Origin of the sequence: Parasphingorhabdus sp. (assembly GCF_049667325.1) — a bacterium.
Lineage (GTDB): Bacteria > Pseudomonadota > Alphaproteobacteria > Sphingomonadales > Sphingomonadaceae > Parasphingorhabdus.
The window spans coordinates 1-14315 of record NZ_JBATHY010000215.1 but is presented as its reverse complement, the minus strand read 5'-3'; the positions used below and the strand labels follow the sequence as shown (position 1 = coordinate 14315).

Below are 14315 nucleotides of genomic sequence, written 5' to 3'. Positions count from 1 at the left end.
GACAGCAAGAAACTGACCGCCGCAAAGCGCGCGCGGCTCGAGCGGGAGATCATCGAATCCGCCCGCTATTCGGTTGCCCAATGTTCCGAGGGCGAGATTGACGAGATCAACATATTGCAGGCGACTTTGCTCGCAATGACCCGGGCGGTGGAAGGTCTGAATAGAATACCAGACCATGTGTTGGTCGATGGCAACCGCTTGCCCCGCTGGCATTTTTCAGCCGAAGCGGTCATCGGCGGTGATGCGATCCATCCCTGCATATCGGCTGCATCTATTCTGGCGAAGGAATATCGTGACCGGCTGATGATTGCGGCGGCGGAGCAATATCCGCAATATGGATGGGAACGGAACAAGGGCTATGGCACGGCCGAGCATCTCGCCGCGCTCCGGCAATATGGGCCGACGCCTCTGCACCGGAAGAGCTTCGCTCCGGTGTCCCAGCTGGAATTGATTTAGGCTTCGGCTTCTGCTGGCTTTGGCGCAATCTTGCGGTCTGCCAGAACCCACTCGCCATCTTCGGCTTTCACATATTTCGGCTGACGCGTGACATTCCAGACCAGACCCATTTTCTCGAGGAGCAGCAACACATAGCCCGCTATGTCTATTTCCCACCATGCCATGCCCTGAAAACTGGCGCGCGGATGTTTGTGATGATTATTGTGCCAGCCCTCGCCGAACGTCAGCAAGGAGAATAGAAAGCTGTTCTTGGCGGTGCCGACACCTTTGGTGTGACGCTGTGACCCGACGACATGGGCGTAGCTGGAAATACCGAGAGTGATCTGCAACACGACGAATGTGCGGAAATAGCCGCCAATCAGAATCGTGCTGATGACATGGTCCCAGCCGCCAAAGACAAGGCCCCAGATGCCCGGAAGGATGATCAACGAGAAGATCAGCCAGTACCAGCGTGTCCTGTGCAGCCAGAGCACCACAGAATTGTCGGCAAGTCCCTTGCCGTAGATGCTCATGTCGGTGACGCAGTCGTCCATGAACCAGCCGAAGTGCGAGTGAAACATGCCTTTTAGCTTGCTGGTCGGTCGGCCCCGCCCGTCGAGCCAGGGGCTGTGTACGTCGCCGATTTCATCGCTATGCGCATGATGTCGCCGATGATCGGCGGCCCAGCGTAGTACTGAAGACTGGATCGACATTTGCGCCATTGCGCCCAATATATATTGCATCGGAACAGAGGTATCGAAGGACTTGTGCGAATAATAGCGGTGAAAGCCGAGCACGATGCCGAGCATTAATATGATATATCCGGAAATGAAGGCGGACCATTCGACCCAGCCGGTATCATAGGTAAACATCCACCAGACCGCGGCGATCGATCCGAAAATCTTTGATCCGAATACGATCGCATATTCGCGGCGTTTCTCGCGCGCCGCTTCGCCGCCGACAATCACGCCAGGATGCGGACGGGGTTCATCGCTCTGCTGAGAAATGCCGTATTCTTGCTGATATTCATCGCGAAAATTGCGCGCCATTTGTTTACTGACCCCCGAACCGTTACTCTGTGGAGCTTAACTATGCTCCCGCATATAGCTTGGACAGCGATTTTTGTGAACCAGATTTGTAACAGGACGATTTGTCGGAAAAGATCTAAAAATAATCCCAAACGAGTCTTTTCCGTCACACCACTAGGGATTGAGTCTCGCGCGCGTGCTGTGACTCCATATCTGGTAACGGACTCGTTTCGTTCTCCCGCTTCGGATTTCGTTAACCATAAAGATACGCCTTTAACCTATGTTAACGGCCTTGACCGCTCGCCATTTCGGACTCACCGTTGCCGCGGCTGGAAAAAGGAATAGAGGTTCATGGGGATTATCGAGCGCATTCACGCGCCCAAAACACGCACCGCGAAAAAGGCTGATGCAAAGGCCGAGGCATTGCCGCTGGGGCAAATATTGAAGATGGATTGCGTTGCCGCCATGGCGTCCCTTCCGGATGCGTCGGTCGACATGGTCTTTGCCGATCCGCCCTATAATCTGCAGCTTGGTGGCGATCTCTACCGTCCCGAAGGGGGGCAGGTGGACGCGGTGGATGATGCGTGGGACCATTTTGACAGTTTTGCTGCCTATGACGCCTTCACCCGGGCCTGGCTGGCGGAAGCGCGGCGTATTCTCAAGCCGAATGGCTCCTTGTGGGTCATCGGAAGCTATCATAATATCTTCCGGGTCGGCGCTTCGCTGCAGGATCTGGGCTACTGGATCCTCAACGACATCATCTGGCGCAAGGCCAATCCGATGCCCAATTTCAAGGGAACCCGCTTCACCAACGCGCATGAAACGCTGATCTGGGCGTCGAAATCGGAAAAAGCGAAATATACTTTCAACTATCGTGCGATGAAAAATCTCAACGACGAACTGCAGATGCGCAGCGACTGGGTGATGCCGATATGCGGCGGGCAGGAACGGCTGAAACGCAATGGCAGCAAGGCCCATCCGACCCAGAAACCCGAAGCGTTGCTCTATCGTATCATGTTGGCGACGACCAATCCCGGCGATGTCGTGCTCGACCCGTTTTTTGGCACCGGTACGACCGGCGCGGTTGCGAAACGACTGGGCCGCGAATGGATCGGTTGCGAGAAAGAGGACAGCTATTGCGAAGTCGCCGAACAGCGGATCGCCGAAGCGCTGCCGCTTGACGAGAGCTCGCTCAAGACCATGCAGTCGCCCAAATCCAAACCGCGGGTTGCTTTCGGAACGTTGGTCGAGACCGGTTATCTCAAGCCAGGTGACGAGCTGTGCAGCAAGAATGGGAAATTCAAAGTGAAGGTGCGCGCCGACGGCTCGATCCTGTGGGACGGTCAGGAAGGCTCGATCCACAAGATCGGTGCAACGGTACAGGACGCGCCGAGTTGTAATGGCTGGACCTATTGGTATTATGATGACGGCACGAAACTGAAGCCGATCGACGATTTGCGGCAGACCTATTTGTTGGCCACCGAACCCTGATATGGCCGGCCCATTGGAAGATATGGAAGCATGTGGAGCGGATGCCAGGCTCTATCTCAAGCCGGTCGGCCTGGTTGACAGTCCGCAATGGCATGAGGATAAAAATCAGCGTTTAAACAATAGTTTAGTTTGGTTTTCTCAGATTGAATATCTAGTAATCGAGGCTGGAAAACCGAACCTTAGGGGCCTGGTAAATATAACCCAATGGCCGGAATGGTCGAAAGCCCTTCCGGAGCCATTGGCGCAGCGCGCCGCTGCCCAGTTTGCCAATCTCACCAGATATCACGAACCGTTGCAATGCGGCGAGCGGATTCTCCGCTTTGACCAGCCCCATGTGATGGGCATTCTCAATATCACGCCGGATAGTTTTTCCGATGGCGGCAAGCATGTGGATGATCCGGATCGGGCAGCCGAGGCCGGGCTGGCGATGGCCGCCGCCGGGGCCTCTATCCTCGATATCGGCGGCGAAAGCACGCGGCCCGGAGCGGATACGGTCTGGGAAGGCGATGAAATCAAGCGCGTTGTACCGGTGATCGAACGGCTCGCCCATTGCGGCGCTGTGCTTTCGATCGACACGCGCAAGGCGGCGGTGATGGAGGCGGCGATTGCTGCTGGCGCGGAACTGATCAATGACGTTTCCGCTCTGTTGCACGACAAACGATCGCTTGAGGTCGCCGGTATTTCCGGCCGACCGGTGGTGCTCATGCACGCACCATCCAGTGGTAACAATCCGCATAAAAGTGACGGATATGGCAATATCGTGACGGATACGCTTGATTGGCTAGAGCAACGGATCACCGATATCGTCGCGGCGGGTTTTGAACGCGACAAGATCATCGTCGATCCCGGTCTCGGCTTTGGTAAGTCGTTGGCTGACAATCTTGCGCTGATGAACAATATTGCGATGTTTCATGCGCTCGGCCAGCCTCTGCTGATCGGTGCCAGCCGCAAGAGGATGATCGGTGCGCTTTCTAAAGAGGCACCTGTCGATCAACGGCTCGGCGGTTCGATCGCCTTCGCGCATCACGCGATCCAGCAGGGTTCGCAGATTGTCCGGGTTCATGATGTTCCGGAAACGGTTCAGGCGCTACAAGTCTGGCGGGGGATGCGCGATGCAGGGGTTACCGCAGCGATTTGAATATCCATTTGGTCATAAAGTGATAAGCGCGCTAGCATGCATCCACCGTGAATCTGCTAGCAACGGGGAACCAGATTGAACGACCGGTCCGACCAAGCTGTTCGAGAGATAATCATTGTCGGCGGCGGCACGGCCGGCTGGATGACCGCAGCCGCGCTTTCCCGCAAGCTGGCCGGAACCGACACAAATGTCCGTCTGATAGAATCGGCGGAAATCGGTACCGTCGGGGTCGGCGAGGCGACACTTCCGCAAATTCGCGAATTCAACCGGATGCTCGGTATCGACGAAGCGGAACTGATGGCGCGGACCAGCGCGACGATCAAGCTGGGCATTGAATTTCGCGACTGGGGCAGGGCAGGAGATCATTATATCCATCCTTTTGGCATCCATGGCGAGCCGATAGGTCCAGCCGATTTCCATCATTACTGGGTGAGGGAACAGGCCGACGGCAGCGCTGATGAATTTGGCCAATATTGTTTGCCGATCGTGGCGGCGCGGGAGAACCGGTTCGACTTGCCGCCAGAAAACCCTTCCTCGCCGCTCCACGCCTATTCCTATGCCTTTCAGTTTGATGCCAGCCTTTATGCCGCGTTTCTCATCGACTATGCGACCGAGCGCGGCGTGGAACGGATCGAGGGCAAGGTCATGGCGGTCGAAAGCGATGGCGAGGATGGCCTCATCCGGTCGCTGACGCTGGAATCCGGAGAACAGATATCGGGCGAATTGTTTATCGACTGTTCCGGTTTCCGCGGGCTGCTGATTGAGCAGGAGCTGGAAACCGGCTTTGACGACTGGAGCGACTATCTGCCCTGCAACCGCGCCTTTGCGGTGCCATGCGCGATCACGGACCCTGTCGGCCCCTTTACGCGGTCCACAGCGCGGTCTGCGGGCTGGCAGTGGCGCATCCCGCTGCAGCACCGGATCGGCAATGGTCATGTCTATTGCGACCGCTATATCAGTGACCAGGATGCGGTCGACATGCTGATGGACAATCTTGAGGGCGAGGCAATTGCCGACCCCAAGCAGCTTTTTTTCAAGACCGGCAAGCGCAAGAAATTATGGAACCGGAATTGTGTGGCGATCGGACTGGCTGGCGGATTTCTCGAGCCGCTGGAATCGACAAGCATCGATCTGATCCAGAGCGGTATATTGAATCTGATCGCCTTGTTTCCAGAGAAGCGATGCGCGTCGTCCGATATCGATGAGTATAACCGTTTGATGGATCTCGAATATGATCGCGTTCGCGACTTCCTGATGTTGCATTATGTGCTCAACCAGCGCGACGAGCCGTTCTGGCGCGATATGCGGGAGATGGCCTGGCCGGATAGCCTGAGCGAGAAAATCGAGGCATTCAAACGGCGCGGGATTGTTCCGCGATATGACCATGGCCTGTTCCAGCCGGCGAGCTGGCTGTCGGTTTTTATCGGCCAGAATCTGTTGCCCGAGACTTATGATCCCCGGGTTGATGCCATGGCAGATGATCATCGCTCGCGTGAGCTGGAACGGATCAGATCGTCGATTGACAGAGGTGTCGGGCGGATGAGCGAGCATCTGGCGTTTATCGAGAAATATCGGGCGAATTTTACAGGCAGACCGGAGGACGCGGCGTGAGTGGCGGGGATAAGCGGGTAAAGCGCATTGCCATTTTCGGCAAGAGCCACGAGCTTTGGCCGGTCGCGGCTCTGATCGGGAAAGACCTGCCAGCGGATATGGGGCTGATCGTCGTGGAAGACAGCGACCCGGTTGATCCGGCAGCTGTTACAATCCGTCTGGATGATCCGTTTCTGGTCCGTCTTGGAATTGGCGCCGATGAATTGCGGACGGTGGACAGCGCGGTATTTTCCCTAGGTACCGAATTGTTGGACTGGCAAGAGCAGGGCAGTCGCTTTTTTCTGACCGGTTCGGGGAACCTGCCTGCAATTGATGATATCGCCATCCACCAGATCATGCTGCGGGCAGCGATTACCTATGAACAGCCGGATCGGCTGTCCTATCTCTATCAGCCTTTTCGTCTGCCAGCCCGGGCCGCAGAGGCAGGCAAGTTTGCGTTCCAGTCTACCGATCCGCGCTCGCCCCTGAGCATGTTGCGCCCGATCATCCAGATCGATCGCGCCGAATATACCGCATTGCTCAAAAACAGGTGCGGCTCCCGGCTCGCGGAAATTATCGAGGCAAAGCCAAAGGCCGTGCAAACATCTGCGAGTGATGGAGCGATATACCGGATCGAGCTCGACAACGGAGAGGCGATCGAAGCCGATTTTTATGCCGATGTTTCCGGAGCGGTGGGCCGGTTGACCGGCGGGTTCTCCGGTTCGGACTGGAATTCGCTCGTCGAGAGCCTTCCTTTTGACCGGCTGCTCTCTGCCCGGGATCCCGAACCACCGATTAAAGCCGAAAAGCACGTCGTGGCGCAGGCGATCAAAGGCGGTTTGCTGATCACCACACCGCTGCGCAATAGCTCGATCGCGCAGCTCCTCTATGCATCGAGTCATTTGACCGGAGAGGAGGAACAAAAACTTGTCGGTCGCGAAGCGCGGGTGGCGCTGTTCGAACCGGGATATGTCGGAGAGCCCTGGAACGGAAATCTGGCGCGAATGGGCAGCGCGGCGTCGAACTTTGGACCGTTTTTATCGGCTGACGTGACGATATTGCATCATGAGGCGCTCGTTCTCGCCGATCATTTGCCGACGCGCGCAAACATGACCGTGGAGGCAAGGGAATATAACCGTCGTCACCTGATAGCAGCCGAGCAAGTGCGTGATTTTACGCTGTTGCCTTTCGCCCTCAACCGCCGCGATGATGTGCCATGGTTCCGGATTCAGGAAAAAAGGATGCCCGAAACTCTGGTCAGGAAAATCGAGCAGTTTCGCGGCAGAGGCCGGTTTGTTGCGTATGATGGGGAAATTTTTGACGAGCCGAGCTGGATCGACTTGATGATCGGTTTTGGCATAGTGCCCGACCGCATCGATCCGGTCACGCTATCGCTCGATATGGCGGACACGGCGCGCCAGCTAAAAAATTTGACCGGCGCCTTTGATCAGGCTTTGTCAGCGATCCCGCTGTATGCAGATGCCATCAGCAGCTCCTGACAGCTAGTCAGCCAGTTCAACCTGCCGGACGTCATATCCGGCCTTGTTGAGGTCTGCGATCAATCCTTCGAGCTGCTCGCGGTCCTTGGCTTCGCATTCAATATCGGTGATCAGGCCCTTCGCCGGCAAGTTGGTAAAAACGCGCTGGTGATAGACTTCGATGATATTGACTTCATGCTCGGCAAATTGTTTCACGACATTGTAAAGCGCGCCGGGCTGATCGCGCAGATGCAAGCGGAGACGCGCCAGCCGGCCCGACCGGGCGAGATCGCGCAGGAGGACGTTTGCCAACAGACGCGTGTCGATATTGCCGCCGCACAACACGAGGCCGACTTTTTCGCCTTTGAACTTGTCTGTGTTCCCCAAAAGCGCCGCAAGGCCTGCTGCTCCGGCGCCTTCGACGACGGTTTTTTCTATCTGCAATAGCAAGCTCACCGCGCTTTCCAGCTGAGCTTCGCTGACCAGCAGAATCTCGTCGACATATTTCCGGATGATCGCGGCGGTAAATTCGGAAGGATTGCGCACTGCAATGCCTTCAGCGAGTGTATCGCCCCCGGCCTCGACAATCGTCCCGGTCAATTTGCCGTACATGCTGGGGTAGAGTGCCGCCTGCACGCCGGTCATCTTGATGCCCGGCTTGATCGAATCCGCTGCGGTTGCCATGCCCGAGAATAATCCTCCGCCACCGATCGGAATGATCAGCCGGTCCAGATCGGGCACGGCTTCGAGCATCTCGATTGCCACCGTACCTTGGCCAGCCGCGACATGCGGATCATCAAAGGCGTGGATATAGGTGAGCCCGCGCTGTTCGGCGAGCGTGAGAGCATGGGTATAGGACTCGTCATAATTACTGCCGAAGATGACGATTTCGGCGCCATGGCCACGGGTTTGCTCGACTTTCACCATCGGTGTGGTGCTCGGCATGACGATGGTCGCCGGGATGTCCAGATTCTTGGCGTTATAGGCAAGGCCCTGGGCATGATTGCCGGCCGAGGCGGCTATTACGCCTGCCTTGCGTTTGCTCTCGTCCATCAGGAGCAACGCATTGAGCGCACCGCGTTCCTTATAGGCAGCGGTAAACTGCAAATTCTCGAATTTGAGAAAGACTTCTGCGCCGCTGAGCTCTGACAGGGTGATGCTCTTCAGCGTGGGCGTGTGGACAACCCGCCCCTTGATCCGGTCGTGCGCCGCTTTCACGTCCTCGAAGTCAAAGGAGGGAAGGGTGGAGGTCTGCATATCATTCATATCGCCAGAGGCCCTAACGCATCTGGTCATCGAGGGAAACAATGATTATGGCCGGGTGAGGGGATATTGGAATCTATGGCGAAAATTGGATTTATCGGGATCGGCGTGATGGGCGGACCTATGGCAGGCCATCTGGTCAAGGCGGGGCACGAGTTGACGGTGTACAACCGGACGAGAGCCAAGGCCGAGGCATGGGTAGCCGAACATGGCGGGTCATTGGCCGATAATCCGGCTGCGGCGGCAAAAGACAATCAGATCGTGATCACCTGTGTCGGCAATGACGACGATCTGGCCTCCGTGACCATGGGACGCGATGGTGCCTTTTCGGCGATGGCATCGGGTGCTCTGTTTATCGATCATACCACGGTGTCCGCGCGGATCGCCCGGCAGTTATCGGTCGAAGCCGAAGGGCGGAATATTCATGTTGTCGATGCCCCGGTCTCCGGTGGTCAGGCTGGTGCGGAAAACGGCAAATTGTCGATCATGTGCGGCGGCAGCAAACAAGCATTCGCGGCGGCAGAACTGATCATGGCCGCCTATGCCGGACGGATCGTCCATGTCGGGCGTACCGGCGCGGGGCAGAACACAAAAATGTGCAATCAAATAGCGATCGCGGGCGTCCTGGAAGGACTGTCGGAAGCGCTGCGATTTGCCCAGGCCAGCCAGCTTGATCTTGAGAAAGTCTATGATGCGATCTCTGGCGGTGCCGCGCAAAGCTGGCAAATGGACAATCGCTGGGCGACGATGGCGCAGGACAAGTTCGATTTCGGCTTTGCCGTCGACTGGATGCGCAAGGATCTGGGGCTGGCGATCGAGGAAGCGCGGACCAATGGCGCGACGATTCCAGTCGCGGCGCTGGTCGATCAATTTTACGCCGAAGTGCAGGCCGCGGGCGGCGGCCGCAATGATACCAGTTCGCTGGTCTCGCGGCTTCCGAAAAGAAAATAATCAAAGGGAAATGATATGAGCGGTCGGTTGAAAAATTATAGCGCAACTTTGGGTGCGGCCGTAGCGGCCGTCTTTCTCGCGCCCGCCGCCGCTCATGCCGACAGCCTGATAGAAAATGTCAACGGGATGACTCTGGACAGCGAAGGCAAGGTCATCCGTTTTACCGCAATGGTTATTGATGATGATGGCCGGGTCAAGCAACTGCTCGACCGCCGCGACAAGCGGCCGCGCGAGGTCGACTTTCAGTTTGATGGGAAAGGCCAGACGCTGATCCCTGGCTTTTTCGATGCTCACGGTCATGTGATGGGAATGGGATTTGCCGCATTGACGCTCGACCTGTCCGGCACCAAATCACTGGCCGAAGCACTGGACAGGATCGCACAATATGCTGCCGACAATCCCAGCCGGCAGTGGATTATCGGCAATGGCTGGAACCAGGAAATGTGGGGCATGGACCGCTTCCCCACGGCAGCGGAACTGGATGCGGTGATCCCGGATCGTCCGGTCTATCTGTCCCGCGTGGATGGCCATGCGGCCTGGGTCAATGGGGTGGCAATGAAGGCCGCGGGAGTCTCGGCAGGGTCCAAATCACCGGGCGGCGGGACCATCGAAAAAATCAACGGCAAGCCTACCGGCATCTTTGTCGATACTGCAATGGACTTGTTCAGCGATGCGATACCCGCACCGAGGCCGGTAGAAAATGATCTGGCTCTTAGCAAGGCGCAGGACATATTGCTGGCAAACGGGGTGACGTCCATCGCGGATATGGGCACGACGATGCAGGACTGGCAGAGTTTCCGCCGGGCAGGAGATGCGGGCCAATTGAAGATCCGGATCATTTCCTATGCGGCCGAAATTGACAATATGATCGCGATCGGTGGCCCCGGGCCTTCACCTTGGTTGTACGACGATCATCTCCGGCTCGCCGGGGTCAAGCTCTATGTTGATGGCGCGCTGGGATCGCGCGGCGCCTTGTTGAAGAAACCCTATGCCGACAAACCGGGAGAAAGCGGTCTTGCGATGCTCAGTTCGGCGCAACTGAAAAACAAGATGAGCCGGGCGGCCATGGACGGCTTTCAAACCGCGGTTCACGCGATTGGCGACCAAGCCAATGACGAGATTTTATCGGCCATTGAAGAATTGGGGCCTACCTATAAAGGTGATCGGAGATGGCGGGTCGAGCACGCCCAGATTGTCGATCCTGCCGACATCAACCGATTTGTCGCTACCGGGACCATCGCCTCGATGCAGCCTGTGCACCAGACGTCGGACCGGCTGATGGCGGAAGCGCGCCTTGGGCCCGACCGTCTTGCTGGCGCCTACGCCTGGAATTCGTTGCTCGTTTCTGGTGCGAAATTGGCGTTCGGCACGGATGTTCCGGTGGAATCGTCCAATCCCTTTGCCGGACTGGCGGCTGCAATGACCCGGGAAGATGCTGCTGGCCAGCCCTTCGGCGGATGGGTGCCCGAGGAACGGTTGAATCGCGCGCAAGCATGGCACGCCTATACAAATGGAGCCGCTTATGCCGCATTTGCGGAAGATCGCCTGGGTAGTCTGGAACCGGGGAAAAGGGCGGATTTCTTGATTATCGACGAGGATATTCTGCTTGCGACGCCTGCGCAAATCCGAAATTTACAAGTCCTTCAAACGTGGATTGCGGGTCGGCCCGCTTTCGTAAAAAACCACTGAGTCTCGACTAAGTGGTTTTGAAGTAAGCCAACTTGACAATTTAATTGGGTTCCACGGTTGCGGAGAATCGGAATTTAGGATAAATGATAAGAACCGAGGGGATGGATATAATGAAAACCCTCGGTCAAGCATTGGGGCGCACGGAAGTTCAGACTTGAGCTTTCAACCTTTGTAAAACGACCTAATTGGAGCATAATTATGAATTTCGGAAAATTGGCTGCTGCTATTTCAGCAGTATCATTGGTTGCGGCCCCCGTCGCAGCTCAGTCGGCTAGCAACGCAGCACCAGCTGTTGAACGCATCGGTGCGACTTCGTCATCTTCAGAAAAACTGGAAGGCGAAAACGGAATCCTGATTGCTCTTCTGGCAGCGGCAGCAGTCATCGCTGGCATCATCATCATCGCTGATGACGATGATCCAACAAGCCCTTGAGCTTTAGCAAATTAATTTGAAAACGGGGCGATTTTCGCCCCGTTTTTGTAAGTGCAGCCGGTTTGATCGAATATCCAATTTCTTGGTAAATCGCCTTTTCATTTCGTTCGCTGCATTGCATATTGTCGATGTCGACTCTGAACAATGTAACAAAAGGCTGGCTTTGTGACCGCACCCGTTAGGTTTCCGCGATTTTTCGTAACCAATCCCAGCCCTTGTCCCTATCTGCCTGGCAAAAGCGAACGCAAAGTTTTTACCGAGCTCAACGGACCTCATACCGAAGAACTGAACGATGCGCTCGGGCGGATCGGATTTCGCCGCAGTCAGAATGTGGCTTATCGACCGAGTTGTCTGGATTGCAAGGCCTGCGTCTCGGTTCGCGTACTCGCTGATGAATTCCAGCCCAGCGGCACCCAAAGAAAACTGATTCGGCGCAATCAGGATCTGGTTGTGGAAGCCTGTGAGCCGTGGGCAACCGACGAACAATATCAACTCCTGCAAAAATATCTCGCAAAACGCCATCCGGGCGGCGGCATGGCGGAAATGGACGAGATGGACTATTCCGATATGGTCGAGCAATCACCGGTCAAAAGCTTTGTCATCGAATATCGCGAACCGACCCAAGACGGCAGCAAGGGGCGCCTGGTCGGGGCCTGCCTGACCGATCAGCAAGGGGACGGCCTTTCGATGATCTACAGTTTCTTCGATGCGGAGCATGGCGAGCGGGCCGGACTTGGCAATTATATCATCATGGACCATATCCTGCGCGCGAAGAAGGCCGGATTGCCTTATGTGTATCTCGGCTACTGGGTCGATGGATCGCCGCAGATGGAATATAAGGTCCGGTTTCGTCCGCTGGAAAGGCTTGGTCCGGAAGGCTGGTACAGATTTGATCCCGTCGGGTTACTCAAACGGCAGCGCCCGAACTGATTTATCGATCAAAGCCATGCCAAAAAAGGCCTACCAACCGAACCGGCTAGCAGGCCCATTTTCTATGTATCAGGCCATTAGTCGTACATGCAGCGTGCCTGCTGGCATCCCTTAAGCGGCGCAGCTTTCGGGGCCGGTTTCCACGTTTTCTTGGACGCCGGTTTCCAACGTTTCTTATAGGTCGGTTTTGAATAGACCACTTCCTCTTCGATGTAGGTCGTTGTCGTTGTGGTCGTAACCGGTGCGGATTGGATGACAATCGTCGTCACCATCGGTTGCGCCTGCGGATAATAATAAGCCGGACCATATTGCCCGTTCCAGCCGCTGGGATAAGCTGGATAGACCTGAGGCTGTTGCTGACTGTGATGCCGGACCGGCGGATGGTTCGGATAGTGTCCGCTATGCTGCTGGTCATAGCCATATTTATCAAGCAGCTTGCGGCACCGGTCGGTTCCCTGATCAATAGCCGCTCCCGCGACCGCTCCCAGACCACCGCCAATCAATGATCCGCCCAAGCGGTTCCCGCGACCTGCGATGCGGTTGCCCGCAACGGCGCCAATGGCACCACCTACAATAGCGCCTCCGATTCCGCTGCTTTTCTTGCAGCGTTCGACATAGGCCAACTCTTCCGCGCGCGCGCTATCGAAAGCGCGATCATCCGGATAGGGAACGTAGCGATCGGATCCTGCCGCTTGGCCTTGTTGCGACCCCCAATGCGGGTTCATATTGCCATCACCGATGAAAGTGCCGGAATATTCGCCTTCGTAGACCCGGCCTTCGGCGTCCCGGTAGGTTCCTTGCCAATCGCCCTGATAACTGCCGTCTTGTTGATATGCGCCTTGCCAATCGCCCTGATAGGTCGACCGATCGCCGTTATAGGCGGACGGCGTGGAAACCACGCGATCATCGCCGGTGAAAACGCTGGGATCATAGGTTGCCTGACCGGCGCGGTAGCCGTCCTGATAGCCCTGATTATAGCGATCCCAATCGACATTGTAGCGGGCGTCCTGAACCACTCCCTGGCGGTCGGTCAGGACTGCGTCGTCATAATAGCGCGACCAGCCATAGCCGTAGTTTGGCTGACTCAGTCCGTAATAGCCGAAGTTTCCGATGAAATAGCTGGGCTGAACATAGGTCTGGGGCAAGCGGAAACCGCGATGGGGTTTGCGATAGCCTTGATCATAGCCTCTCCGGCCCTGGCGGACAAAATTGCCTGCCTGGTGACGGCCCTTCATATGACGGGAGCTTCCCATATGTTTGATTTGACGCGTGTGCCCCATGTTCTTCATCTTATGTCTGCCGCTCATATTTTTCATATGACGCATGTTGCCCATGCTTTTCATTGGACGGGTGTTTCCCATGCGGGGCATGGACTTGGCCCCTTCTGCCGGACCCGCCAGCGCCGTCGAAGATGCGAAAGAGACATCGACCAACGGGATCGCAACATCATCCGTGACCGAGTCGATGGCAGCATAGGCCCCGCTTGGCGCCATCGCTAAAACACCGGCAAGGCCAGCAAATATAAGGGTCTTCATGGTTAACAACTCCCTAGTTTCGGACCTGCACCGAGCATGTCCGACCGAAATTTGGTTAACGTTCATTTACCATTTTTCGGGGGCTTTGGCCATTAGGGGCTTGTAAAATAGAGTAGATTCACATTGCTGTCTCGAAATGGGGCATATTGGTTACCGCAGGCTTAACCAAGGCTGTTAGCAATATCCCCGATCAGCTTGACCAGTCCGCTCTCGTCTTCCGCACCAAAATGGTCGGGCAGGGGGCTGTCGAGGTCGAGCACCGCGATGACCGATCCGTTCTTGAATATCGGTATGACCAGTTCGCTGCGGCTTTCGGCATCGCATGCAATATGGCCGGGGAATGCATGGACATCAG

The 14315-nt window shown here is 56.3% G+C and carries 13 protein-coding genes; 9 read left to right on the top strand and 4 right to left on the bottom strand.

Going from position 1 to position 14315, the window contains the following annotated elements; translation table 11 throughout:
- Nucleotides 1–456: ribonuclease HII (locus tag WBM93_RS09860; RefSeq protein ID WP_424431390.1), on the top strand; the 456-nt coding region annotated here is incomplete at its 5' end.
- Here the strand turns inward: WBM93_RS09860 and WBM93_RS09855 are convergent.
- Nucleotides 453–1484, bottom strand: coding sequence for an acyl-CoA desaturase (locus WBM93_RS09855; RefSeq protein ID WP_424431388.1), 1032 nt, complete (start codon nucleotides 1482–1484; stop codon nucleotides 453–455). The two genes, WBM93_RS09860 and WBM93_RS09855, sit on opposite strands and share 4 nt — an antisense overlap.
- 330 nt (nucleotides 1485–1814) lie before the next feature.
- Between WBM93_RS09855 and WBM93_RS09850 the strand changes: the two genes are divergently transcribed.
- From WBM93_RS09850 to WBM93_RS09835, 4 genes are all read left to right on the top strand, one after another.
- Nucleotides 1815–2954, top strand: a complete 1140-nt coding sequence (locus WBM93_RS09850; RefSeq protein ID WP_424431387.1) for a site-specific DNA-methyltransferase — start codon at nucleotides 1815–1817, stop codon at nucleotides 2952–2954.
- A gap of 22 nt (nucleotides 2955–2976) precedes the next feature.
- A complete protein-coding gene (folP, locus tag WBM93_RS09845) occupies nucleotides 2977–4092 on the top strand; it encodes a dihydropteroate synthase (protein ID WP_424431392.1) in 1116 nt (371 codons plus the stop codon).
- Between the two features lie 75 nt (nucleotides 4093–4167).
- Nucleotides 4168–5703 carry a tryptophan halogenase family protein gene (locus tag WBM93_RS09840; RefSeq protein ID WP_424431385.1) on the top strand — a complete coding sequence of 512 codons (1536 nt, stop codon included), beginning with the start codon at nucleotides 4168–4170 and terminating at the stop codon, nucleotides 5701–5703.
- A complete protein-coding gene (locus tag WBM93_RS09835) occupies nucleotides 5700–7181 on the top strand; it encodes a tryptophan 7-halogenase (protein ID WP_424431383.1) in 1482 nt (493 codons plus the stop codon). The genes WBM93_RS09840 and WBM93_RS09835 overlap by 4 nt, the downstream gene beginning before the upstream one ends.
- Before the next feature lie 3 nt (nucleotides 7182–7184).
- On the opposite strand, the gene WBM93_RS09830 is transcribed toward WBM93_RS09835, so the two are convergent.
- Nucleotides 7185–8417 carry a threonine ammonia-lyase gene (locus WBM93_RS09830; protein ID WP_424431381.1) on the bottom strand — a complete coding sequence of 411 codons (1233 nt, stop codon included), beginning with the start codon at nucleotides 8415–8417 and terminating at the stop codon, nucleotides 7185–7187.
- A gap of 84 nt (nucleotides 8418–8501) precedes the next feature.
- On the opposite strand from WBM93_RS09830, the gene WBM93_RS09825 reads away from it, so the two are divergent.
- The 4 genes from WBM93_RS09825 to WBM93_RS09810 all read left to right on the top strand — a co-directional run bounded on the left by WBM93_RS09825 (nucleotide 8502) and on the right by WBM93_RS09810 (nucleotide 12425).
- A complete protein-coding gene (locus tag WBM93_RS09825) occupies nucleotides 8502–9374 on the top strand; it encodes an NAD(P)-dependent oxidoreductase (RefSeq protein WP_424431379.1) in 873 nt (290 codons plus the stop codon).
- A 15-nt stretch (nucleotides 9375–9389) separates the two neighbouring features.
- Nucleotides 9390–11063 carry an amidohydrolase gene (locus tag WBM93_RS09820; RefSeq protein ID WP_424431378.1) on the top strand — a complete coding sequence of 558 codons (1674 nt, stop codon included), beginning with the start codon at nucleotides 9390–9392 and terminating at the stop codon, nucleotides 11061–11063.
- 198 nt (nucleotides 11064–11261) lie between these two features.
- Nucleotides 11262–11495 (top strand): hypothetical protein, encoded by a 234-nt coding sequence (locus WBM93_RS09815; RefSeq protein WP_424431376.1) that lies wholly within the window; start codon nucleotides 11262–11264, stop codon nucleotides 11493–11495.
- Between the two features lie 165 nt (nucleotides 11496–11660).
- Nucleotides 11661–12425, top strand: a complete 765-nt coding sequence (locus WBM93_RS09810) for an arginyltransferase (protein ID WP_424431374.1) — start codon at nucleotides 11661–11663, stop codon at nucleotides 12423–12425.
- 77 nt (nucleotides 12426–12502) lie between these two features.
- Here WBM93_RS09810 and WBM93_RS09805 read toward each other — a convergent pair whose 3' ends face one another.
- Together WBM93_RS09805 and WBM93_RS09800 are read right to left on the bottom strand one after the other, a co-directional pair.
- Nucleotides 12503–13960, bottom strand: coding sequence for an RcnB family protein (locus WBM93_RS09805; protein ID WP_424431373.1), 1458 nt, complete (start codon nucleotides 13958–13960; stop codon nucleotides 12503–12505).
- A 161-nt stretch (nucleotides 13961–14121) separates the two neighbouring features.
- Nucleotides 14122–14315, bottom strand: a 194-nt coding sequence (locus WBM93_RS09800; RefSeq protein ID WP_424431371.1) for a GAF domain-containing protein, incomplete at its 5' end; no start/stop codon positions are given.